This window comes from Rhodococcus sp. 15-725-2-2b, assembly GCF_002259075.1.
GTDB lineage: Bacteria > Actinomycetota > Actinomycetes > Mycobacteriales > Mycobacteriaceae > Rhodococcoides.
In genome coordinates this window covers 344319-367973 of record NZ_NPFL01000011.1, presented here as the reverse complement: position 1 = coordinate 367973, position 23655 = coordinate 344319, and the positions used below count along the sequence as shown (strand labels likewise).

Here is a 23655-nt window from a genome sequence, read left to right as displayed (position 1 = left end):
CCGCTCGTGTACCCCGAAAGGCCTTACCGCTCGACTTGCATGTGTTAAGCACGCCGCCAGCGTTCGTCCTGAGCCAGGATCAAACTCTCCGTAAAAGACTCTCGATCAACAGCCGAAACTGCAAATCAGTCATAAACATAAAGAGTCAAATCACTAGCAAAAAAACTCAACTAGCATTTCAAACAACACCCGACAACAACCACCACAAGCGGATGGCTGATACATCGAATGCTTTCACCAAAATAAATTCGGCACTGACATTCATCGACACACTGTTGAGTTCTCAAAGAACACGCACACACTCTCACCCCACGAACACACAGTCCGTCGGCCTCGAGGGCAACTGTTCCAGCGTATCCCAGCTTGGTCTCGGACACAAGGCCCGACTCTTGGGGGACACAACCTGCCGAGCCACACGTCCAACCTCGTTCACCCAGTCCGTGAAGACCGGGTCGGTGTCCGTCGCTCTGACTCGATAAAAGTTACGCCACCAACCACACCAACGCAAATCGCCTGCTCAGCGGCAGTCTCGCGCGACTCAAGCCCCATTTCGGCATTACCGGGACCACTTCTCGTCGACTCAGCTCAGCAGTGCATCACGTGCGAACCTGCGCGACCAGCTCGGTGAGTCCGACACCCCTTGACGGAAGTAGAACTGCGGACCGTGGGCACCGATGAGATCGAGAAAGCTCACCGTGGCCTGCGCCGCGAACTGGGCATCGAAGACACCGGAATCCTCACTTGCCCAACCTAATTCGGCGACAGTCTCGATCAGCATCTTGTTTCGATGCGTCGCAGATGCCGATGCGGCGAGGGAGATCAGGAACAGAGTCGCTGCGTCGGTCTCGTACGTCTCCTTGCCCAGCGGAAGTCGAGACGCCGCATGTCGCCACATCCCTACCGGGTCGTGAGCCAACGCTGCACCGAGCTTGGTGCGCAGCAACCTGCCCTTCGATGTGCGGGTCAACCCGAGGTGTCGCGCCGCCTCGCGCAGATCGGTCACCTGATGATGATCGATCTCGCGATTGCTCGGCCCGACCCAGCCCAAGCCCCAGTCGAGCTCCTCGCGAATCGCCACGACGAGTGCAGGCTTGAGGTAGCCGGCACCGGTCAGGTCGGCTCCGGCGTCGCCGATTCTGCCCAGAAACCACGTCAACTTGGCCATCGCAATTTCGGCGACGGGTAGATCGATCGAGCTCTCGATGGTGAGTTCGCACCGCGGAAGCAACGCCATCAGTGACGGCACCTCCGTAGGACGCACTCGATCGAACAGTTTTCCGATGGCCGGAGCCGCGGCCACCGCTTCGGCAAGGACCGAACGCCCCACGTCGAACGAGTGCAGCACAGTGTTGACTGCATCGGCGTCGAACAGAGCCGGGTCGAAGGCCGCGCCCCACCGCGCCAGCACGCCTGCGTGTTCGGGATCGGACGGGTCGGCGGCGATCTCCAAAGCCTGTGCATAGCGCGCTGGCCCGCCTGATTCCTCGGGTGGGCATGCACGCGCCCCGTCGAGGCAGACGGATCGGAGGTCGTCGATATCGGAATCGATCTGCTCCAGAACTATCGTGTGCGTCCATCCGTCACCCAAGTCGTACTCGTACGTCATGGTGGAACCCGGTGCAGTGAGCACGTCGTCGATCCGCACTCGCTCCTCGCTCGACGACTCGTCGTCCGGTTCGTCGTCGAGCGACTCCTCCATCTCGAAGCGACGCGTGGCACCGGCGGTCCTGACGCTGAACGCATGCAGATGCCGGTCCTCCCAACCGAGAGCCCTCTGCAGCACCGAGTGCAGCTCGGACAACAGCAGGTCCGAGCGCACCCGCACCCGGCGCCAGATCTGCGGACGGGTGTGATCCACGGTCACCCGAAGCACCAAGTTCACCAGGCCCCGCCGCGTGGCCTCTGTCGCCTCGCCATCGGCCGGTTCGTCGGCGTCGGACAAGTTCGGCACCACCGACAGATGCCGGACGCGACCGGTTCTCATCGACATGGAATCGACCCTAGTCGGACCCGCGCGTCGGACACAGGGGCTCGCGTTCTTCTACGTACCAGTGGTCAAACCATCGTTGATCGCGGAGACGTCGAACGCCAACGCATCGAGCTGCGATGCCAACGTCGTCACCGTCAACTGCACCAAGTACTGAGTTTCGACGCCCACCACCACGTATCGCGTCGTCACGGCCGCTTCGAGTTGCTGCGCGACGTACGTACCCCGAATGAATCGCGACGGCCAGCCGAGCCACGACGCCGCGCTCGCCTCGCGCTCCACCCAGCCGGGCATTGCACGTCCGTCGCCGAAACCCAATGCCATCAACGCTTCCGGGTCGATCGTGCGCGACAACGCACCGACCAGAAGCACCGCGTTGGGCGCGAATCCGTTCTCCACCAGGTTCGGTTCCACGATCACCTGAGTCGCCCCGGGAAGTTGTGCGGGATCGAGCGTCTGCCATCCCGCAGGAATCGGCACGGTGATGCCGATCTCGGCCGCCGCGGCACCGTCGAGCGGCGAGACGCGCAACGCATGTGCGTTCAGGTACTCGGCGATCGTGGTGGGCTCGGAGGATTCCGTCGACAGGGCGTCGTTCACAGCAGGGCCTTTCGTGGTGGACTATTCACCGACACGCCAGAGGCTACCCGCGCCGGTCCGCTCGTCCGTAGATCCTAGAGGCAGTGACCGGCGGGGAGCTGAGCGCTGCGCGACTCCAACCGTCCACCGGCCACGTCGAGCCGACTGTTCCGTCGGTGAACGAAGCCGAATTCGGTTGCGCCGCAACCGCTACGTCACCCGAACCCGGAGAGCTCACCGGTGTGCGTCCGCCGACGGTGGGGGCCGGCTTCTCATACGGCAACGCAGGGTGCAGACCGCGCGTCACAGTTTCGCCCTGCGTGCGGTGAGTTCCTCGAGATAGCGCGCAACCGCGTCGTCGTCGTTGGATTCGAGGACTCGATCGACAACGGATCGTACGGGCTCAGCAGCATTCGACGGGCACAACGCCGTGCCCGCCCAGGTCAGCATCGGCAGATCGTTGCGCGCATCCCCCACCGCCGCAACCGAACCCGAAGATATCCCCCACCGCTCGCACAATTCCTGCAGCGCACTGGCCTTCGAGACTCCCGCTGCGGACATCTCGATGTACGGAGCACCGGAATGAGTCAACTCGACCCCGTCCACTCCCACAGCGGCGACGAGCTCGTACAACTCCTCGCTCGTCGTATCACTGTGCCGAGCAACGATTTTGACCGTCGGCTCGACGTCGGCCGACAAACCGTGCTCCGACAACTCCATCTCGTGCGGCTGCCGGTGGTGATCGGCGAACACGCACAGCTCGGCGTACCGAGCCTCGGCCACGAATCGTGTGGCACCCACGGTCGCAAAGGCCACGCCGGGAACGAGCGAGCGCACGACCGACTTGGCAGAGGCCACCGTCTCGGGCGGTACCGATCTGGTGCCGACGATGGCCGGGAAACCGTCGGCCAGGTCGAGGACGACAGCACCGTTGGCACCGATCGCGGTCCCGCGAAATCCGCAGGACGCCGCGAGTTCGTCGATGGAGTGGCGTGCCCGAGCCGTGGCCCACACCACCCTGATTCCGGCTGCGTCTGCGGCAGCCATCGCAGCGGCCGTTCGCGCGGACACGGTCCGGTCCGAACGCAACAGGGTGCCGTCGAGATCGGTGGCGACAACGACGACCTCTTCGGTTCTCTTCACCCCACCGATCCTGCCAGGTGTCGATCGCTCAGCCGGCGACCAATGTCAGAACGGAGATCTCACTGGGCGCGAACACCCGGAAAGGCGGACCCCAGAATCCCGATCCGCGGCTGGTGTAGAGCTGAGTTCGCGCGCCGTGTCTGCTCAGACCGTGCACCACCGGCTGGTCGAGCCGAACCAGCGCCGAGAACGGCCAGATCTGACCGCCGTGTGTATGACCGGAGACCTGCAGGTCGACGCCGGCGTCGACAGCGTCACCGATCTGCTTCGGCTGGTGAGCCAGCAACAGCACGGGCATCGAAGGATCGGTTCCGGCAAGTGCGCGAGCAAGATCGGCGCCGTGGCCGGGCGCACCCGACCCTGCAGCGGTGGCGTCGTCGACGCCCGCGATGATCAGCGCGTCTTCACCGCGATGGAGCACCACATGGCGATTGTGCAACGAGTTCCATCCGAGGTCCTCCATGTGATCGAGCCACTCCTGCGCCTCACCGAAGTACTCGTGATTGCCGGTGACGTAGACGCGCGCCGCACTAGCGAGCATCGACTCCAACGGCGCGGCCTGCGTTCGACGCCGATCGACCGAGCCGTCGGCGATATCGCCGACGTGGGCCAATACGTCCGGCTCGAGCGCATTGACGGCGTCGGTCAATCGATGCGACCACGTCGTGCGATCGAGCGGGCCGAAATGGGTGTCGGTCACGAGAACCACTCGCAGACCGTCGAATCGCGCCCCGAGCCGATCGATCCTGACGGTCGTGTGTCGCACGCGGGGAGTTCGCATCGCCTCGTAATGACCCCACAGCGCGAGGGCGACCACGACCACCACGGTTGTCACCGACACGATCCGCGAGCGAAGTGGGTCGTCGACCCCACCCGTCCACAGCGCGAGCCGCAGCAGCAGCGAGAGTGCCGCCCACACGAACGCGATCCAGACCGAGCCCAACAACACGTCTCCGATACGCGCCCACGCATCCTTGGAGGACCCTTCTGCGCTCGGCCGGTGGCCCATGTACATCGCTGCAGGCAACGCCACGAATACCGCGAGTGCAACCGCAGATCCGGCCAACTGCGCGGCCAGCGGCCACTGCGCGCCGGCGAATACGACGGTCCAGGTCGGCAGCGTGACAAGCGCAGCGCAGACGACGAAGACGACAGTAGGCACAACGATCCGCCGAGTGCGCGGCGACCGATCCGGTGAGACCGACTGCTCCGGTTGCTGCATCTGTCGATCTGTCATCGGCGTCGAACCCTTTTCACTCGTACGTACGCGCAGCCCGAGGACCAAGACTACGTCGCCCTCACGGCTTCGGTGCGGGCGCTGAGCCTGTCGGCAGGAAACGCCGAACTACGGCCGACGACGGGTGGTGTATCCGCGAAGTCCGTTGAGCGGCAACTCGTGTTCTGCGATGCCCTCGTCCTCGGGTGCCTCGAGGCCCCCGCTCGGCTCGCCGTCGGCATCCGGTGCTCCCGCTGAATCACCCGCTGCCTCGGCAGGATCGGATCCGTCGAGATCGGGAGCCTCGCCCCTCGCCCCGGCCTCGTCCTCTGCGACCGCCTCGTCCTGTGCGACCGCACCGTCGGCTTCCACGATCCGGTCCGTTGCCGCTGTCGTGCTGTTCGCGGTTTCGTCGAGCTCGGTGGTCGAGCCGCTGCTCACCTCGGCATCGCCCACCCGCGCGGACGCATCGATCTCCGCATCCTTTGCGGGTGTGGATCCGTTGGTCATGGCCGAACGACTCGGTGCCGAGGACTCGATCGGCCGAGCCGAGCGAGTGGAGCCGTTGGAACGACCGCCACCGTTGGCGGCGGACGCGCCGTTCGTCATTCCCGACCCATTCGTCGTTCCCGACCCGTTGGTCATACCGGAGCCGTTCGTCGTTCCCGGCCCGTTGGTCATACCCGAGCCGTTGGTCATACCCGAGCCGTTGGTCATACCCGAGCCGTTGGTCGATCCCGACCCGTTAGTGGGGCCCGAGCCGTTCTCGACTCCCGCCTCGTTGGCGGCTCCCGAACCGTTGGTGGTCGTCGGTGCGGATCCTTCGCGGTCGGCTCGCCGCGCATCCGATGCGGCCGGGTCCTCGGCGGGGATGTCGATCCGGGGCATGGTCCACAAGGACAGCACCGACTCGTGGCGTGCGGGTGAGTCGGCGTATGTGGACGTCTCGAACACACCGGAATCGTCGAACTGCGAGGACTCGAGTGGGACCGGAGTCCAAGCTCCGTCCGAGCTCTCCAGACCTTCCACCACAACGCTGTTGGGCTTGATTCCCAATCGGGCCAGCGTGGTCCAGAGGCTTTCCAACGCCGCGTCGCGGTCCAGGTAGTACTCGGATTCACGCACCCGCCAGAACGTCCAACCGCATCGCTTGAGTTCCTGTTCACGCTGCAGATCTGCCAACCGCTGCGCGGGGGTGGACAGGAACGTGTCACCGTCGCATTCGACGGCGAGACGCGAGGAGTCGCCGGTCACGACCAGGGCCAGGCGTCTGTTGTTGACCTCGACACCAGGATTGACGTGAAAACCTCGCTCGACGAGGTCGTTCCACAACTGCTGCTCGAGCAGCGTCTCGAACGGTGCCTTCCGGACCTCGCGCGAAACATCGACCGGCATGGGATCGGCAGGAGCGGGCGAGACGGAGGTGACGTAACTCAGCAACGAGTTGCGCAGGTCCGCTCGCTTGAGACGGTCGACGGTCACCGAATGGAAGAGCCACAGCTGATCTTGTGCCCGCGACGCCGCCACGTTGAACCGCCGCTTGTACTGATTGGCGGTGAGGGTGGCGAAATTCTGATCGGGTGCCACCACCATCGACAGGAACACGACGTTGCGTTCGTCGCCCTGAAAGTCCGGCGGCGTACCGACACGAAGCCGACGCTGCTCCCACTGTTCGATACCGATCCGCTTGATCAACTCGTTGCGGATCTCGTCGACCTGCGACTGGCCTTGCAGCACAACCACTCCGAAGGTCAAGTTGTCGTAAGCGGAGTCCTCGAGGCACTCGGCGATCTGGTCGGCGATCGCGATGGCCTCGGTACGGTTGACCAGTGAGGCATTCTTTCCCGTCACCGTAGCTCCGCGAACGTACGTGTGCCGCAACGGCGGTAGCCGATCGGCACCGAACTGGCGCACGGGAACGAGCGGGGAGTCTCCGTAGAACTGCTGACTCGACCAGTTGATGATCTCGGGCATGGAGCGGAAGTGCTCACGCAACCGCACCACCTGACCGAACCTGGTACGGAGCATGGAGAACAGGCTCGACCTCGGAGTCAGCGTCGCGCGCACGTGTTCGGGTAGATCGGGCAGATAGACGTCCAAGCGATCGAACACGTCCTCGAGCGTGCCGGCCTGCGGGACGTCCGCCGGCGCGCACTGCCGGTCGTCGCCCACCACGATCACACGGGGTGCGAGGTACAGCAGGAAGAGACTGGTGATGTCGGCCTGAGACGCCTCGTCGACGATGACGACGTCGAAACTGCCCGGCACCGGCGGAATCGAGGCCAGCACCTGGGACAGCGGCATGACCCAGGCGGGGACCGCACTCTGCGCCTCGCGCATCGCCGATCGTGCTGCACTGCGGTAGGTTTCGGCGTACTTACCGGCTCCGGAGCCGATGCTGGAGATGTGCTCTCGATAGGTCTGCAGCGCACGCACCTCGACGGCGGTCATTCGCTGGAGGCTGTTACGCCAGGCACTGGCAGCTGCGAGACGTGTTGTGAGATAGGCGATGTCCGTATCGGCGGCCGCGAGCTCCGCTTCCAGCTGCTGCTCGAGGCCACCGTGGTGCTGCTCACCGACCCACTCGCGTGCCCGACGCCACGCCCAGGCCTTCGACATCTGCCAGCTCAGCTCGTCCCATTCGACATCGCCCGCGGTGTCCTCGACCAAGTCGAACAATGCGGGTGCGACCTCGGACAACGACGCCGACATCGATTCGAGCAGAAGCTGATCTTCCTGCTCGGAACACGCCTGCGAATAGGCCGCAACGGCGGCAGCCAATTCCAACGGGTCCGCAGTGCTCAACGCGCTCACCAGATTCGACCCCTCGGGCGAGGGCCCGGCATCGATGCGCGTCGCGACCGCGAACTGCAGGGCGTCGAGCTCGGCGCGCGCGGCATCGATATCGATGCGCGTGGCGATCGCGTCGGCGGCCCCGGCGATTTCCTGAGCTTCGGCCAGGCTCCGAATCCACGGTGCCGCAGGCGAAATGGTGTACAGCCGTTGCACCAGGGCGTCACGGGCAGCGACGACGGCAGACACCATGCCGAGCCGGTCGGCGATCCGCGCCACGTTGTTGACGCGAATCGAACGTGTGCCGTCGAGCGGAACGATGATCGCGAGGTCGGCCAGCAGCACCGCTGCGGTCTGCACGGTCTCGAGTGCACGAATGTGTTCGGCAACCAGTCGCGCGGCCATGGCCGTCGTCGCGGGTTGGCCGTCGACGGTGGCGACGATGTCGAGAGCCTCGACGGCCTTCTGCTCCTCGCTGCGACGGAACCGGGGCTTCCACTCGATACCGGACTCCAGCGCGCTGGCGAACGCATCCATCGCCGACAGTGCCGCAGGCGAGCTCGACGAGCACTGCACATCGTGGGCACCGACGTAGCGATCGGACGCAGCTGCCGTCTCGACCATCGCGTCGATTCCGCTGACCCGAGACCACAGGTGAGCGGCCTCGCCGGACAGAACGGAATCGGTCAACCGTGGGTAGGAGCCGTCGAGTTCGACGACCGCTCGCACTCGGGCGGCGAGCTCCTCGCACAGTTGCCTGATCTCCGCGGACACGGCGGGTTCGACGCCGTCGAGCAACGCCACGAGATCCGCGGCCTGGGGCGAGAGAGTGTCGATCTGCGCACCTGCACGCTGGCAGAGCGAGGCGAGTTCGGCCGAATTCGGCAGCATCGTCTCCGGACGCGGCAGTACCTGTCGCGAGCGAAGTTCGCGAGAGCCGTCGGAGCCGGCAATGAGTTTGCGAAGCTGATCGACCTGGGCACCGTCGAGGGGTGGCCGATCGGCCAGCAGCGGGCCGGGTAGCCACTCGTGGGCACCTTCGGCCGCTTTGACCTTGCGCACGATGGACGACACGGTGCCGTCGTAACCATCGGAAACATACTCGTGCACAACGGTTTCGGATTCACGGAGCGCGCTGACCCGATCGAGCAGCTCGGCCCGGCGGGCCAGGGCCGCTGCGCGCTGCGTCGTCAGCGCCTCGATCTTCTGCACCTCGCTGGCTTCGTCGAACGAGGTCTTGCGCTCGGCGATCTTCGCGACGCTGCGATTGAGCTCGTCCGAACCACCGCGGGAGAGGTCGGTGATGGACACACAGAGCTCCTGCAGCTCCGGCGGGAGCTTGTCCCGCAGCACACGCAAAGCTTGTGACTTTTCACTAGTGACCAGAACCCGCTGTCCGCGCGCCAACAGCCCGGACATGAGGTTGGCGATCGTGTGGGTCTTGCCCGTTCCTGGCGGCCCCTCGACCACGACGCCGCTGTCGCGCCCCAGCCGTTCGATGATCTGCGACTGCTCGGCGTTGGCCGGCAGCGGAAACAGCGGGTCCTCCGCCAGTGTCGCCGACTCCCCCGCCCCCGTGCGTTCGAGCCACGCCATCCGATCTGCCGGCTCGATGGCATCGACCAGTTGCGCGAGCCCCAGCGGTACCGGCGAGTCGGCGAACTCGAGGTCCGCGATCATCTGCTCGTAGTACTCGACCAGCGCGAACGAGTCTCGAACGCGGAGAACGAGGGCAGGTGAGACGGTCAGCGTGCGGTCGTCGTCGATGTAGGCGAGAGCCCCGGGCGGCCCGAGACGATCGAGCACCTCGATTTCGTGGCGTGGCACCCGCGTCGCCCAGTTCCGCAAGAACTGTGCGACACCGTCCCCGATGGGCGAGCTGACGGTGTCGCGCAGTTCTCGCGCCAGCGCGACGGAGCCGGAGGTGTCGAAATCGTCCGAACCGGTCAGCAGCTGGCCGTCCTCGAGCCGCGGGGTGGTACTCGCGGCGAGGCGAACCAGCAGGTCACCGGTGCGTACGTCCCGTTCTATGCTGGCCGATTGTGTGATCAGGTGAGTGCGCACGCTGCGCTGCGGATCGGTGTTGCTCGACGTCAACAGGCCGGATGCCACCACGAGCTCGATCGACTCCGGTCGCGACGCTAGCTCCTGCATCATCAGCTGCAGTGCCTGGTACAGAGCGGCCTGCGGTCGCCGATCCCGATCCTCCTGCGCCCATTCCTTCCACGCTTCGGAGTACTCCTCGAAGGCCTGCTTGATCTCGTAGGCCTTGCGGATGTCGAAGTCGGCGTCGGACTCCTGCGCTTCCTCTCGACGGCGTGACGTCACCGAGGATGCGTCGGCCAGCTCGAGCTCGCGGTAGCGGCTGTCTGCGACGACCTGAGGATCGAGCCAGCCCGACAGCAGCGCAGGCGGCTCGGGCGGCTCGTCGACCGCGATGCGAGGTGCACGGAGCACCACACCACCCTGCTTGGCTCGGGGGTCGAGCTGCATGGGAACGTCCCCGGCGTGAACCCACTCGATCTGCATGTGGTCGTCGAAACGCAGCACCGGGTTCGAGCGCGCCTCGACGATTTCGCGAAGGAAGCGCAGCAGGCGTTGCACCCTGCTCTTGAGCTCGTCGTCGTGTTCACGACCGGTAGCAGCTGCAGCCGTCACAGTTTCCCCACAAATACTCGAATGGTCGTCCGTTTCAGGGACGGTGTTTGCACACCCGGGCCAGACTAGCCGTTGAAAACAAGTTGTTCATCGCGTCCCGAGAACACAAAATATGTTCTAGTGCTGGGTCACAAAGACCCACTTCGGTCGCGGGATCCCCCACAGCGAACCGACCCGCCCGCCCTGACCACGGGTTCTCACCCCGTCGACCACGACAGGAGCCGAATGCGCAAGCTGGTCTACTACATCGCGGTCACCCTCGATGGGTTCATCGCCGCACCGGACGGCGGCTACGACAGTTTCGTGGCCGAAGGCGATCACCTCGATGCCATCGTGGCCGAGCTGCCCGAGACGTTACCCGTGCACGTGCGGGCCCTGTTCGGCCTGGACGGTCCGCCCACTCGGTTCGACACCCTGGTCATGGGCCGCGAGACGCTGCAACCGGCGCTGGACGCCGGGATCGCCAGCCCCTATCCCCACCTGCGCCAGTACGTTCTCTCTCGCACCCTCGCCCGGTCGGACGACCCGACCCTCACCGTGGTGAACGACGATCCGATCGGACTCGTCAGGAGCCTCAAAGCCGAGGAGTCGGAGTTCGACGTCTGGATCTGCGGCGGGGGAAACCTCGCCGGTCAACTGCTGCCCGAGATCGACGAGCTGTTCCTCAAGGTCAATCCCGTCGTACTCGGCCGGGGAATCGGCCTGTTCTCGCCCGGGACGGGTGCCGATCCGTTCGCCGCTCAGCGGTTCGAGCACCTCGAATCGCGCCAGTTCTCCAGCGGAGTGAGATTCACCCGGTTCATCCGACCGGAAGCTCGCGAGAGATGACGTATAAAGACTGAATGCCTGCCGCGCCGGAGTCCGACCGCGAGCTGCCGAATCGGGAGCTGCCGATCACCCCGCGCGGGCTGCGAACTCGATCCTCGCTCGTGGCGGCTGCGCGCCGAGTCTTCGAGGACAGTGGGTACCTGGACTCCCGGCTCATCGACATCACCCGCGCCGCTCGGTGCTCGGCCGGCACCTTCTACACCTACTTCACCAGCAAGGAAGAGATCCTGGCCGCCGTGCTCGAGCAGGCACGGGACGACATGTTGCATCCCGGTACCGAGCGAGTGGATCCGCACGACGATCCGGTGGCAGTGATCGCTGCGAGCAACCGCGCCTATTTCGAGGCCTACCAGCGCAACGCGAAGCTGATGGCGCTGCTCGAGCAGGTATCGAACATCGATCCCGAGTTCCGCCGCCTCCGCCGCGAACGCGCCGATGCCTTCGTCAGGCGCAACGCCCGAAGCATCGAGAGTCTGCAGAGCCGCGGCCTGGCCGACGCGGAACTCGATCCTCTGCTGGCCTCCCGCGCACTGTCCTCGATGATCAGTCGGCTGGCCTTCAACCACTTCGTGGTCGACGCCGCCGACGGCCGTCCGCCCGAGGACTCCGAGGCTCTGCTCGCAACGGCCACGAGGCTGTGGGTCAACGCGCTGCGCCTGCCGCGGGTGAGCGAGGGCGACAGGTGAGGGAGACCGCACTCGGCGACGTGCGAACCAACTCGAGCCGATCGGCTCGAGTTGTACCCACCGGTAATGTACTCGCCGGTAGCAACGAGAGTGATCGAATGGCGAATTACGCCACGCGCCAACGCTACTCGCGAGTACGTTTGCGAGGTGAACAAAACTCGACAGCGAGTTCGTGACCAAAGTGGTTGCCACAGAATATGTTTCACTTGTTGGTGATCAATCACACTCACGCCGAACGCTGTTGGCGGTGCACAAGGCCTCGTTACCGTTAGAATGAGCCGATCGGAGTGCCGCATGACGAACGAGAAAATGGCATGCCCGGCACCAATCCACGTTCCATCGAGTGCACCGACGCGGTGCGCCCACACCGAGCGAAGAGAGATACGTTGTTCAAGCGGATTGCAGTAGTCAACCGAGGCGAGGCAGCAGTACGCCTGATCCGAGCCGTCCGAGAGCTCAACGCCGAACACGATTACGGCATCCGCACCGTAGCGCTGCACACCGAGGCGGAGAAGCGCGCGATGTTCGTCCGCCAGGCCGACGAAGCGGTCACGCTGCGCAAGCCCGCGACAGGATCGGCGTACCTCGACTACGGCGTCCTCGAGGCCGCGCTGGTCGAGTCCGGTGCCGACGCGGTGTGGGTCGGCTGGGGCTTCGTCGCCGAGGACCCGACGTTCGCGGACCTCGTCGCCCGCCTGAACATCACCTTCATCGGCCCGTCGGCCGACGCGATGCGTCTGCTCGGCGACAAGGTCGAGGCGAAGATCCTCGCCGAGAAGGTCGGCGTCCCCGTCGCACCGTGGTCCGGCGGCCCCGTCGAGACCCGCGCCGACGCCAGGCGTCACGCAGCGGCGATCGGCTACCCGCTGATCATCAAGGCCCGCTCGGGCGGCGGTGGCCGCGGTATCCGCAAGGTCTTCCACGAGGACGAACTCGAACTCTCTCTCGAACGTACCCAGGGTGAGGCCGAGCGCTCGTTCGGCGACCCCGTCGTCTTCCTCGAACGGCTCGTCACCGACGCCCGGCACGTCGAGGTTCAGGTCATCGCCGACAGCCACGGCAACGTCTGGGCCCCGGGCGTGCGCGACTGCTCCATCCAGCGCCGCAACCAGAAAGTCATCGAGGAATCGAGCTCACCGCTGCTCACCAAGGAGCAGGCCGACCAGCTGCGCACCGCCTCGGCCGAGCTCGTCAAGGCCGCCGGCTACCAGGGCGCAGGCACCGTCGAATACCTGTACCAGCCCGAGCAGAAGATCTTCACCTTCCTCGAGGTCAACACCCGCCTGCAGGTCGAGCACCCCATCACCGAATACACCACCGGCATCGACCTGGTGAAGCTGCAGATCCTCGTCGCCGACGGCCAGGCACTGCCCGGCGAATGCCCGCCCGAATTCGGCCACGCCGTCGAGGCTCGCCTGAACGCCGAGGACGCCGACAACGGCTTCGCACCGGCTCCCGGCACGGTCGAGCTGCTCAAGTTCCCCCTCGGCACCGGCATCCGCGTCGACACCGGCATCGCCCAGGGCGACGTCATCCCGCCCGACTACGACTCGATGGTCGCCAAGGTCATCGCCTGGGGCCGCGACCGCAGCGAAGCCTTGGCGAGGTTGCGCAATGCACTGCGTGAGACCACCGTCGTCATCGACGGCGGCACCACCACCAAGTCCTTCCTGCTGAGCCTGCTCGACCGCGAGGAAGTCATCTCCGCCTCCGCCGACACCGGCTGGCTCGACCGCACCGAAGCCGGCTCCCAGGTGGGCCCGACGGCCGTTGCCGACATCGCCATCGTCGCCGCCGCCATCGACGCCTACGACGCCGAGGAAGGCCGCGAACGCACCGCGTTCCTGAACTCCGCACGTGGCGGTCGCCCGCGCGCCACCCACGCCATCGGCCGCACCGTCGAATTGAACTACCAGGGGCAGGCCTACAAGCTCGAGGTAGGCCAGACCGGGACGCACCGCTACAGCATCGACGGTGACGGCATCGGCGAGCTTCAGGTCGACGTCGAACGCCTCGGCAAGTACGAGAGCCGTCTGGTCATCGGCGACCGCCGCTACCAGGTGGTCACCGTCGCCGGAGCCGCACACTTCCTCGTCGAGGTCGACGGCATCAGCCACCAGATCTCTCAGGACGAGGCCGGGTTGGTCCGCGCACCGGCTCCCGCCGTCGTCGTTGCCGTCCCGGTCGCCGTCGGCGACGAGGTCGAAGCGGGACAGACCCTGGTCGTCCTCGAATCCATGAAAATGGAAACCGCCGTCCGGTCTCCCTACGCGGGCACCGTGCGTGAGGTACTGGCCTCGGTCAACGGACAGGTCGACGCCGGAGCGGCACTGCTTCGCGTGGATCAGGCCGGTGAGCAGAAGGTCTCCGAGCAGGCACCGCGCGTGCAGTTCCGCGGTGTCGACGACGCCGAGCAGCGCTCGCCGCAGCGTCGCGCTCTGGACCGACTCGACGAACTGGCCGCCCTCATCACCGGCTTCGACGTCAGCGGAGCACGCGCTCGAAACCTGTTGTCCACCTATGAGACTCTGCGTGCGGATGTGCCGCGCAACGACGCAGGGCTGGTCTCCGCCGAGCTGGCTCTGCTGGGCACGTTCGCCGATATCTGCGAGCTCTCCCGTAACCGGCCGACGATGGACGAGGAGAGCACCGACGAACGCGTCCACTCCCCCCGTGAGCACTTCCACTCGTTCCTGCACTCGCTGGACGCGGACGTTCAGGGGCTTCCGGATTCGTTCCGCGCCAAGCTCACTCGCGCCCTCGCGCACTACGACGCCGCCATCGACGAGGGACGCACCCCCGAACTCGAAGAGGCCGTCTACCGCGTCTTCCTGGCCCTGCAGCGCATGGAGAACCAGGTTCCGGTCATCGCGGCCCTGCTCGGCCACTGGCTCAGCGACTGCTCGACGCAGCCCGAGGCCACCCCGGCCATGGCCGAGGTACTCGAGCGCCTCATCGGTGCCACCCAGGCCCGCTACCCCGTCATCGGCGACGTCGCCCGCAACCTGCGCTTCCGGCTGTTCGACGAGCCACAGATCCGCAGTGCACGCGAGAAGATCTACGACGGCGTCCGTGGCAGCCTGCAGTACCTGGCCGAGAACCCCGACGCGGCCGACTACTCCGCCCGCATCGCAGCTCTCGTCGCCACCCCGGAACCGCTGATCGAGCTTCTGGCACAACGGATCACCGATCCCGGTGCCCTGCTCGAAGTGATCACTCGCCAGTACTACGAAATCCGCACACTCGAAGACGTCAAGGCCTTCGACCGCGACGGCAAGCACTTCGTCACCGGCAACTTCGAGCTCTCGGGCGAACGGCTGCACCTGGTGTCCACGGCCACCGATTTCGATTCGCTCGCAGCAACTCTGGACTCGGTGGACGATATCGCCGGACCGTCCCCGGAGAACCTGGCCGTTGACCTCTACCTGTCGTGGCCGGACGCGCCGACCGACGGTGACGAGCTCTCGGTTCAGCTCCAAGCCGTGCTGGCCGCGCACCCCGGCACCGGCCACTGGCGCCGCGTGACGGTGACCGCCTTCGGTTCCACAGCTCGAAAGATGACCTACCGCCGAACGGCGGCCGAGGGGTCCGAGCCGCTCGTGGAAGACACGATCATCCGGGACATGCACCCGCTGACCGGTCAGCGACTGGACCTGTGGCGACTGAAGAACTTCGACGGAGTTCGCCTGCCCGCCAGCGCAGGAACTTACCTGTTCCACCTGACGTCGAAGGCCAACCCCTCCGACGAGCGACTGGTCGCCCTGGCCGAGATCCGCGGCGTCACAACACAGTTGGACGATGCAGGCAACATCGTCGCGGTACCTGAGATCGAGCGGACCGTGGCGGCCTGCCTCGACGGCATCCGCCGCGCTCAGGCCGGACGCGGCAAGAAGCGCCTCGACGCCAACCGCGTCGTGCTCTACGTCTGGCCGGTACTCAACGTTCCCGCCGACCGCATCGCCACCATCGCCAGGCACATCGCGCCGCTGACGATCGGCGCGGGCCTCGAGGAGATCACCCTCATCGCTCGTCTGGCCGAAACACCGGGAGCGACGCCACGCGAGGTCGCCTTGCGCCTGTCGTACCGTTCCGGCGCGGGAATCGTCGCGAAGATAACTCCGCCGCCGACCGACCCGATGCGTCCCCTCGACGAGTACACCCAGAAGGTTCAGCGGTCGCAGGCCCGCGGCACCGTGTACCCGTACGAGCTGATTCCGTTGCTCAGCAGCAACGGCGGCACGTTCACCGAGTACGACTTCGACGCCGACGGCGTGCTCGCTCCCGTCGATCGCCCCTACGGTCGCAACTCCGCAGGCGTCATCGTCGGTGTCGCGACCACCCCGACCGCCAAGTACCCCGAGGGCATCACCCGCGTCGCGCTGTTCGGTGACCCGACCAAGGCCCTGGGCACCGTTGCCGAGGCCGAGTGCTCGCGAATCGTCGCGGCCATCGACCTCGCCGAACAACTCGGCGCGCCCGTCGAATGGTTCGCATTGTCCTCCGGTGCAACGATTTCCATGGAATCGGGCACCGAGAACATGGACTGGGTCTCGCGCGGACTGCGTCGCATCATCACCTTCACCCAGGCCGGCGGTGAGATCAACATCGTGGTCGCAGGCATCAACGTCGGCGCGCAGCCGTACTGGAACGCCGAAGCCACCATGCTCACCCACACCAAGGGCATCCTGGTGATGACCCCCGACAGTGCGATGGTGCTCACCGGAAAGCAGTCCCTGGACTACTCCGGCGGCGTCTCGGCCGAGGACAACTTCGGTATCGGCGGTTACGACCGCGTCATGGGCCCCAACGGCCAGGCGCAGTACTGGGCACCGAACCTGCGGGCCGCATGCGACATCCTGTTCGCGCACTACGATCACGCGTACGCCGCTCCGGGAGAACGCTTCCCGCGCCGGGCAGCCACCGCGGACCCGACCGAGCGCGACGTGCGCACCTACCCGCACGTGCACCCGTCGAGCGACTTCACCACCGTCGGCGACATCTTCTCCTCGGTCACCAACCCCGACCGCAAGAAGCCGTTCGACATTCGCACCGTGATGCGCGCCGTGGTGGACCAGGACCACTCGGTACTCGAGCGTTGGGCCGACATGGCCGACGCCGACACCTCCGTGGTGTTCGACGCCCACCTCGCCGGAATCCCGGTGTCGGTCATCGGTATCGAATCGCGAGCCATCCCCCGCAAGGGCTGGTTCCCGTCCGACGGCCCCGATCAGTGGACCTCGGGTACCTTGTTCCCGAACTCGTCGAAGAAGACCGCTCGCGCCATCAACGCCGCCAGCGGAAGCCGGCCGATCGTGGTGCTGGCCAACCTCTCCGGCTTCGACGGATCACCGGAATCGCTGCGCAACATCCAGCTCGAATACGGTGCCGAGATCGGCCGCGCCATCGTCAACTTCGACGGACCGGTCGTGTTCTGTGTCGTCTCGCGCTACCACGGCGGCGCGTTCGTGGTGTTCTCCGGAGCGCTCAACGACAACATGGAGGTCCTCGCAGTGGAGGGCTCCTTCGCCTCCGTGCTCGGTGGTGCCCCCGCCGCAGCAGTGGTGTTCACCCGCGACGTCAACGCCCGCACCGCAGCGGATCCGACCGTCAAGGAACTCGAGACACGACTGAACACCGCCGAGGACGACGCCACCCGCTCGGCCCTGCGCGTCGAGTTGGCCACCGTGCGAGCGAACGCCCGCAACGCCAAACTGGGTGAAGTGGCAGCCGAATTCGAGGCCATCCACAACATCCAGCGTGCACAGAACGTCGGATCGGTGCACCACATCGTCCCCGCCGCCGAACTGCGCCCGCAGCTGGTCGCCGCCATCGAACGCGGAATGGCGCGGTCGTTGGCGAAGTAGGGCTCGAGCTCCACGCAAACGCGCGCGCGTTTGCTGGATGCTCGCGGAACGGTTACCTGTTCCGCGAGCGTCTGGCGAATGCGCGCGCGTTTGTCGGTTCAGGGGGGGTTCGGCGGAGGGTTTGGCTCAGGGCACGCGTTACCAGTAGGTCACGTCTGTGGCGACGACACCGGTGCACTGTCCGGTGAAGATGGTTACCGCGCAGGCCTCCCAGAGCCGCGACAGCATCTCGAAACCACCCAAGACTCCGCTCGCGCTACCGGTGCTCGCACTTCCGGTATCGGCCACCGCGACTGCCGGCGACGCGATGGCGATGACTGCGGCTCCCAGCACAACAGCAAGACGACGCTTCACGCTGTTCTCCTCTTCGATTTCGTCGGACATGTTTCGCTCGACACGCTAACCTCGCGTCCCAATTGTCACAATCGTCCGAACGAACGATGGCCGGCCGTCAGGGCTCGAGGGTTCGGGCACTGACGAAGCGCCTGGGCTCGCCGGTGAGCGGGTCCGTGAAATTCAGAGCCCGGGCCAGAAGTTGCAACGGCCGGGTGAAGTCATCGGCCGGGATAGAAGAGAACACCGGATAGTACGGGTCGTTCACGATGGGAATTCCCAACGACGACAGGTGGATTCGCAACTGATGGGTCTTACCCGTCTTCGGGAAGAGTCGATAGCGGGCGGCTGTACCGAACGTGTCGACCAGGTCGATCAGGGTCTCACTGTTCGGCTCTCCCGACTCCTCGTATGCCGTCATGACCCCGTGTTCTTTGAGGATTCGACTCCGGACGACGCGTGGAAACTCCAGCGCTGCATCGAATCCCGCAACCGCCTCGTATTCCTTGGTGACATTGCGGGAGGAGAAGAGTTCTTGATACGGCCGTCGGGCATGCTTGGTCTTGGTGAAGAGCAACACCCCGGCGGTGGCGCGATCGAGTCGGTGCGCAGGCGTCAGGTCGGGGCAGTCGAACTGCCTGCGCAGTCGTACCGTCGCCGTTTCGGTGACGTGTCGGCCACGCGGGATGGTGGCGAGGAAGTGAGGTTTGTCGACAACCAATAGATCGCCGTCCTCGTGCAGGATGCCGATCTCGAACGGAACCGGAACCTCCTGCGCCGGAATGCGATAGAAGTACACCTGACTGCCTGCGCGGTACCGCGTGTCGACGGAGATGGGCCTGCTCTTCTCGTCCACCACTTCGGCGTCGAGCATGGCCCGTCGCCAGTCGTCCTCGGGCATCTCCCGTTCGAGATACTCCACGACGGTGGTAGCCGAATCACCATGCGGCAACAGCAGTCTCAGTGGAGCGAGACCGTCCCGGAAGGGCAGCATCTCGCTACGCGCAGTCGAGACAGATCAGCCGCAGACCACGGCCGGCGTCGCCGTCGAAGTCCTGGTAGCGGGACGTCGGATTGCCGCAGGCACTGCACCGGCCGATGACGGCGGTGTGGTCGGAGAAGTTCTGCGCCATCCGCTTGTCGAAGACGAACAGCGAACCCTCCCACAGCGCGTCGTCACCGAAAGTCTCTGCGTAGCGGACGATTCCGCCGTCGAGCTGATAGACCTCCTCGAACCCGCGCGCGACCATCAACGACGAGAGCACCTCGCACCGCACTCCCCCCGTGCAGTACGTGACCACCGGAGACTTCTTCAGGTGGTCGTAGGCACCGGAATCGAGCTGGGAGACGAAATCCCGGGTCGTATCGACGTCGGGCACCACCGCGTTCTTGAACTTTCCGATCTCGGCTTCGAAGGCGTTGCGGCCGTCGAAGAAGACGACGTCGTCGCCGCGAGAATCGACGAGCTCGTGCACCTGCTCCGGGCTCAGATGGGTGCCGCCGCCGACCACGCCGTCGGCGTCGACCTTCAGTTCCCCGGGGGCTCCGAAGGTGACGATCTCGTCCCGCACCCGCACGCTCAGTCTCGGGAAATCGTTTCCGAGCCCATCGGACCACTTGATGTCGGCCGACTTGAACGCCGGATAGCTGCGGGTGCCACGGACGTACCGTTTGACGTCGTCGACGTCGCCGCCGACCGTCGCGTTGATGCCGTGTTCTGAGATCAGGATGCGTCCGGCCAGGTTGTTGGACGCGGCCAGCGCCTGCTGCCACAGCCGGATCGCCTCGGGATCGGGCAGCGGAGTGAAGACGTAGAACAGGACGATTTTCGGTACAGCCACGCCGTCCAGTATGGCGCGTCGTCAGGCAGGCGGTGCCGCCGCCCGGACGCGCTGGGTGCCCGAGTCCACGGTGAAGCCCGCTCCCCAGTACACGCCGGTCTGCGGATCCTCCTTGGCGGTGAGGAACCAGTGGTCCATCCGAGCCGCAGTCTTGGTGACCTCGAAAACGCCGAACCCGTGGCTGTCGAGGTCCACGAACTTCACGTGCTGGTTGAGTGCCTTGAATGCTTCCTCGGCGACCCGGCCCAGCGTGTGCGGCGGAGTACGCGTCAGGTCGTCGATGTTGGCCGAGCTCACCGAGGTGACGACGAGTTCGGTCGCAGCGGGTTCCGTCGTTGCGTAGCGCGCCGCATCGAGCGGCACCTCGCAGGCCCACGCCGAATGGATGTCGCCGGTGATGAAAACGGTGTTGTCGACGCCAGCGTCGACCATGGCACCGAGCAGCTTGCGCCGGTCGGCGGTGTACCCGTCCCACGGATCGGCGTTGTACGGCAGGCCGCCCTCCGGGATTCCGAGCAGCGAGGTGACGGCCCTGGCCGCATCTCGATCGAGCGGCGGGATGAGGGTGGGCGTGATCATCACCGGATTGCCGACGATCTTCCACTGCGTCGGCGACGAGACGATGCCGTCGGTGAGCCACTGCATCTGCTCCGAACCGGTGATGGTCCGGTTGGGTGAATCGACCTCGGGCCCGTTGAACGGCAACACCTGCTGCGAGCGGTAGGTGCGCAGATCCAGCATCGACAGTTCGAGCAGGTTGCCGAACCGGAGTCGACGGTAGAGATGCCGGTTGGTCGCTGTGCCTGCCGCGCGTACCGGCATCCACTCGTAGTACGCCTGCTCGGAATTGGCCTTGCGGGTGGACCAGTCGCCCTCGGTACCCGGGGTGTGATTCTGCGCGCCGCCGTCGTAGGCATCGTTGGCCGATTCGTGGTCGTCCCACGTGCAGATCCATGGCACACCGACATGCGCCGCCTGCAGATCGGGATCCGACTTGTACTGACCGTGGCGCTGACGGTAATCGGCGAGTGTGACGATCTCGTGGGTGGGCGAATGCTGCCGGATCACCCCGTCGCGGCCCGGGAACCCGCCCGTCTCGTACTCGTAGATGTAGTCGCCGAGATGGACGATGGCATCGAGGTCTCCCCTGGCGGCCAGATGCCGGTACGCACCGAAGTACCCCGACTCCCAGTTCGAGCACGAGACGACGCCGAAGCGCATCGCGTCTATATCGGCATCGTTGCGCGGAGCGGTGTGCGTGGTCCCGACGGCCGATGCCGCGTCGCTCGTCCGGAAGTCGTAGAAGTACGTCGTGTCGGCAGCGAGGCCGTCGACGTCGACCTTGACGGTGTGGTCGGCGTCGGGGCCGGTTGCGACGGTTCCGGAGGAGACCACGTCACTCATGTCCGCGCTGCGGGCGATCCGCCACGTCACCGATACCTGCGGTCCGACGCCGGAGCCAGGGGTGGCGTCGGGCGTGGGAGTGACGCGGGTCCACAGGACGATCGCGTCGGGCAACGGATCTCCCGATGCGACCCCGTGCAGGAAGCCGCGGTCGCTGCCCTGTGCGTGTGCGGTCGCAGGCAACGTCGTGGCGACTCCGGCCACCGCGACGGCCACCGACGACGAGCGAAGAAACGTCCTTCTGGAAAGCGCAGACTCAGCGTGCATCGGGTCAGTCCATGCGATGGATGGTCGGTGGTCAAGTAAGGCGCGCCTGGGTCGGCGACAGTGTTCATCCTCCGGCCATGTGTCGGACGCGGGTTTGCCGCACAGACGGTGGGAGAACACTGGGGTCATGGACGCTCTGTGGTTGTTCGGTGATCAGCTCGGCCCGCACTTTCACTCGGTGGACGAGCATGCCGATCGGGATGTGCTGATGATCGAGTCCCTGCGCGTATTCCGACGTCGGCGATACCACCGGCAGAAGCTCCACCTGGTGCTCTCCGGGATGCGGCACCTGGCCGACGAGTTGGGCGACCGGATGACCTACCTGCAGACCGAGACGTATCGCGAAGGGTTGGCCGAGTACGGCAAGCCCGTGGTGGTGTTCGAGCCCACCTCACATGCGGCCGAGAAGTTCGTCGCCGCCTTGCACGAGGAGGGCCTGGTCTCGGAGATTCTCCCGACGCCGATGTTCGCGCTCCCCCGCGCAGAGTTCGCCGACTGGGCGGCCGAGCGTGGGACATTCCGGATGGAGACGTTCTACCGGGAGCAGCGCAAGAGATTCGATGTGCTGATGGACGGTGCCGACCCGGTGTCGGGCAAGTGGAACCTCGACGCCGAGAACCAGTCGCCACCGCCGAAGGGACGCCTGACCCTGGGTGTGGAGGAACCGTGGTGGCCGACCGAGGATGCCATCGACGAGCAGGTGCGCGCCGACCTCGACGAGTGGGACCTCGACACCGTCGGAGTGGACGGACCTCGTGTCTTCGCGGTGACCGCGGCCGAGGCGTCGGACGCGTTGGCGCACTTCGTGAACTACCGCTTGGACGACTTCGGCAAGTACGAGGACGCGGTGATGGCCGACGACTGGACGATGTCTCACTCGCTGCTGTCGGTGCCACTGAACCTCGGCCTGCTGCAACCGCTGGACGTGGCGCACGCCGCCGAGGACGCCCACCGCGACGGCACCCCACTGGCGAGCGTGGAGGGCTTCGTTCGACAGATCCTCGGCTGGCGCGAATACGTGTGGCACCTGTACTGGCATCTGGGGCCGGAGTACCTCGAGCGCAACAAGCTCGAAGCGCATGAGCCACTGCCCGATTGGCTGCTCGAGTTGGACGGCGACGCTGTGGTCGCGAAATGCCTGTCGTCGACGGTGGACGGCGTGCGCGACCGCGGCTGGGTGCACCACATTCCCCGCCTGATGATCCTGGGAAACTTTGCGCTGCAACATGCTTGGGATCCGCGGGCGTTGACCGACTGGTTCGCAACGGCTTTCGTCGACGGGTTCGCCTGGGTGATGCCGGTGAACGTGATCGGCATGAGTCAACACGCGGACGGCGGCGTGATCGCCACCAAGCCCTACGCCTCGGGCGGGGCGTACCTGAACCGAATGACCGACTACTGCAAGCCCTGCGAATTCAACCCGAAGAAGCGACTGGGCGACGATGCGTGCCCATTCACCGCCGGCTACTGGGCCTTCGTGCACCGGCACCGCGAGATGTTGGCACTCAATCACCGCACCGCGCGACAGGTGTCGTCGATGAACCGACTGAGCGACCTGGAGCAGGTATTGGAACAAGAACGACAGCGCGAGGTGTACTGACACGCCTCGGTAAGTTGTGCACAGCTGGACCCTGTCGAGGTCTCCGTTGATATCGACTGCGCAACGTGCACCACTTTTGCTGAGCCGCTGCCATGGGAGCCGGGCCCAGTTCGAGGCTCCTGTCGCAGCCGTTCCCTCACCCAGGTCGTCGCGCGTTTAGGACGCGCTGGATCCGCATATCGGGCAGACGAATCGAAGGATCGACGACACGCAAAATGGGCGTGGCCATGGACGAAAGACTGACCTGCATATCGCGCGCATCGCGCACGGCACGGAAGTCGATCCCACACGTCTCTGCGGACGCACACCGCCGCACCATGGCCGTCTCATGCGATTGCCGAGTGCCTCCGGACGTCTACCACGATGCACCGACAGGTTTTGGACAACGAATCCTTATGCTGGGCAACAGTTTTCGATTCAATGATGGTTGCCAGTCGAACGCACGTTCGATACACT

13 protein-coding genes and 1 rRNA gene are annotated in these 23655 nt (G+C 65.5%); 4 read left to right on the top strand and 10 right to left on the bottom strand.

Annotated features, from left to right (window positions below):
* The 6 genes from CH306_RS15585 to CH306_RS15560 all read right to left on the bottom strand — a co-directional run.
* Window positions 1–95: ribosomal RNA gene (locus tag CH306_RS15585) — 16S ribosomal RNA — on the bottom strand; the annotation flags it as partial.
* A 485-nt stretch (window positions 96–580) separates the two neighbouring features.
* On the bottom strand, window positions 581–1990 hold the full coding sequence (locus tag CH306_RS15580) for a plasmid pRiA4b ORF-3 family protein (protein WP_094631619.1): 1410 nt from the start codon (window positions 1988–1990) through the stop codon (window positions 581–583).
* Between the two features lie 51 nt (window positions 1991–2041).
* A complete protein-coding gene (locus CH306_RS15575; RefSeq protein ID WP_094631618.1) occupies window positions 2042–2587 on the bottom strand; it encodes an LpqN/LpqT family lipoprotein in 546 nt (181 codons plus the stop codon).
* 282 nt (window positions 2588–2869) lie between these two features.
* Entirely contained in the window at window positions 2870–3709 is an 840-nt protein-coding gene (locus tag CH306_RS15570) for an HAD family hydrolase (RefSeq protein WP_094631617.1), read from the bottom strand.
* Window positions 3710–3737: 28 nt separating this feature from the next.
* Window positions 3738–4946 (bottom strand): metallophosphoesterase, encoded by a 1209-nt coding sequence (locus CH306_RS15565; protein ID WP_094631616.1) that lies wholly within the window; start codon window positions 4944–4946, stop codon window positions 3738–3740.
* Window positions 4947–5054: 108 nt separating this feature from the next.
* On the bottom strand, window positions 5055–10322 hold the full coding sequence (locus CH306_RS15560) for an AAA domain-containing protein (protein WP_441347020.1): 5268 nt from the start codon (window positions 10320–10322) through the stop codon (window positions 5055–5057).
* A gap of 279 nt (window positions 10323–10601) precedes the next feature.
* On the opposite strand from CH306_RS15560, the gene CH306_RS15555 reads away from it, so the two are divergent.
* From CH306_RS15555 to CH306_RS15545, 3 genes are all read left to right on the top strand, one after another.
* Window positions 10602–11204, top strand: coding sequence for a dihydrofolate reductase family protein (locus tag CH306_RS15555; protein ID WP_094647031.1), 603 nt, complete (start codon window positions 10602–10604; stop codon window positions 11202–11204).
* A gap of 14 nt (window positions 11205–11218) precedes the next feature.
* Window positions 11219–11890: a TetR/AcrR family transcriptional regulator gene (locus CH306_RS15550; protein ID WP_094647030.1), complete on the top strand. Its 672-nt coding sequence runs from the start codon at window positions 11219–11221 to the stop codon at window positions 11888–11890.
* 386 nt (window positions 11891–12276) lie between these two features.
* Window positions 12277–17754: an ATP-binding protein gene (locus CH306_RS15545; protein WP_094647064.1), complete on the top strand. Its 5478-nt coding sequence runs from the start codon at window positions 12277–12279 to the stop codon at window positions 17752–17754.
* 138 nt (window positions 17755–17892) lie between these two features.
* On the opposite strand, the gene CH306_RS15540 is transcribed toward CH306_RS15545, so the two are convergent.
* The 4 genes from CH306_RS15540 to CH306_RS15525 all read right to left on the bottom strand — a co-directional run bounded on the left by CH306_RS15540 (window position 17893) and on the right by CH306_RS15525 (window position 21599).
* Window positions 17893–18138: a hypothetical protein gene (locus tag CH306_RS15540; RefSeq protein WP_032396524.1), complete on the bottom strand. Its 246-nt coding sequence runs from the start codon at window positions 18136–18138 to the stop codon at window positions 17893–17895.
* Between the two features lie 67 nt (window positions 18139–18205).
* Complete coding sequence (locus CH306_RS15535) at window positions 18206–19081, bottom strand: pseudouridine synthase (protein WP_094647029.1); 876 nt, start codon at window positions 19079–19081, stop codon at window positions 18206–18208.
* 4 nt (window positions 19082–19085) lie between these two features.
* The gene (trhO, locus tag CH306_RS15530; protein ID WP_094647028.1) at window positions 19086–19928 is read right to left on the bottom strand and encodes an oxygen-dependent tRNA uridine(34) hydroxylase TrhO; all 843 of its coding nucleotides are present in this window, start codon (window positions 19926–19928) and stop codon (window positions 19086–19088) included.
* Window positions 19929–19949: 21 nt separating this feature from the next.
* The gene (locus CH306_RS15525; protein ID WP_094647027.1) at window positions 19950–21599 is read right to left on the bottom strand and encodes an alkaline phosphatase D family protein; all 1650 of its coding nucleotides are present in this window, start codon (window positions 21597–21599) and stop codon (window positions 19950–19952) included.
* Window positions 21600–21726: 127 nt separating this feature from the next.
* Between CH306_RS15525 and CH306_RS15520 the strand changes: the two genes are divergently transcribed.
* Entirely contained in the window at window positions 21727–23199 is a 1473-nt protein-coding gene (locus CH306_RS15520) for a cryptochrome/photolyase family protein (protein WP_094647026.1), read from the top strand.
* Window positions 23200–23655: the final 456 nt, after the last annotated feature.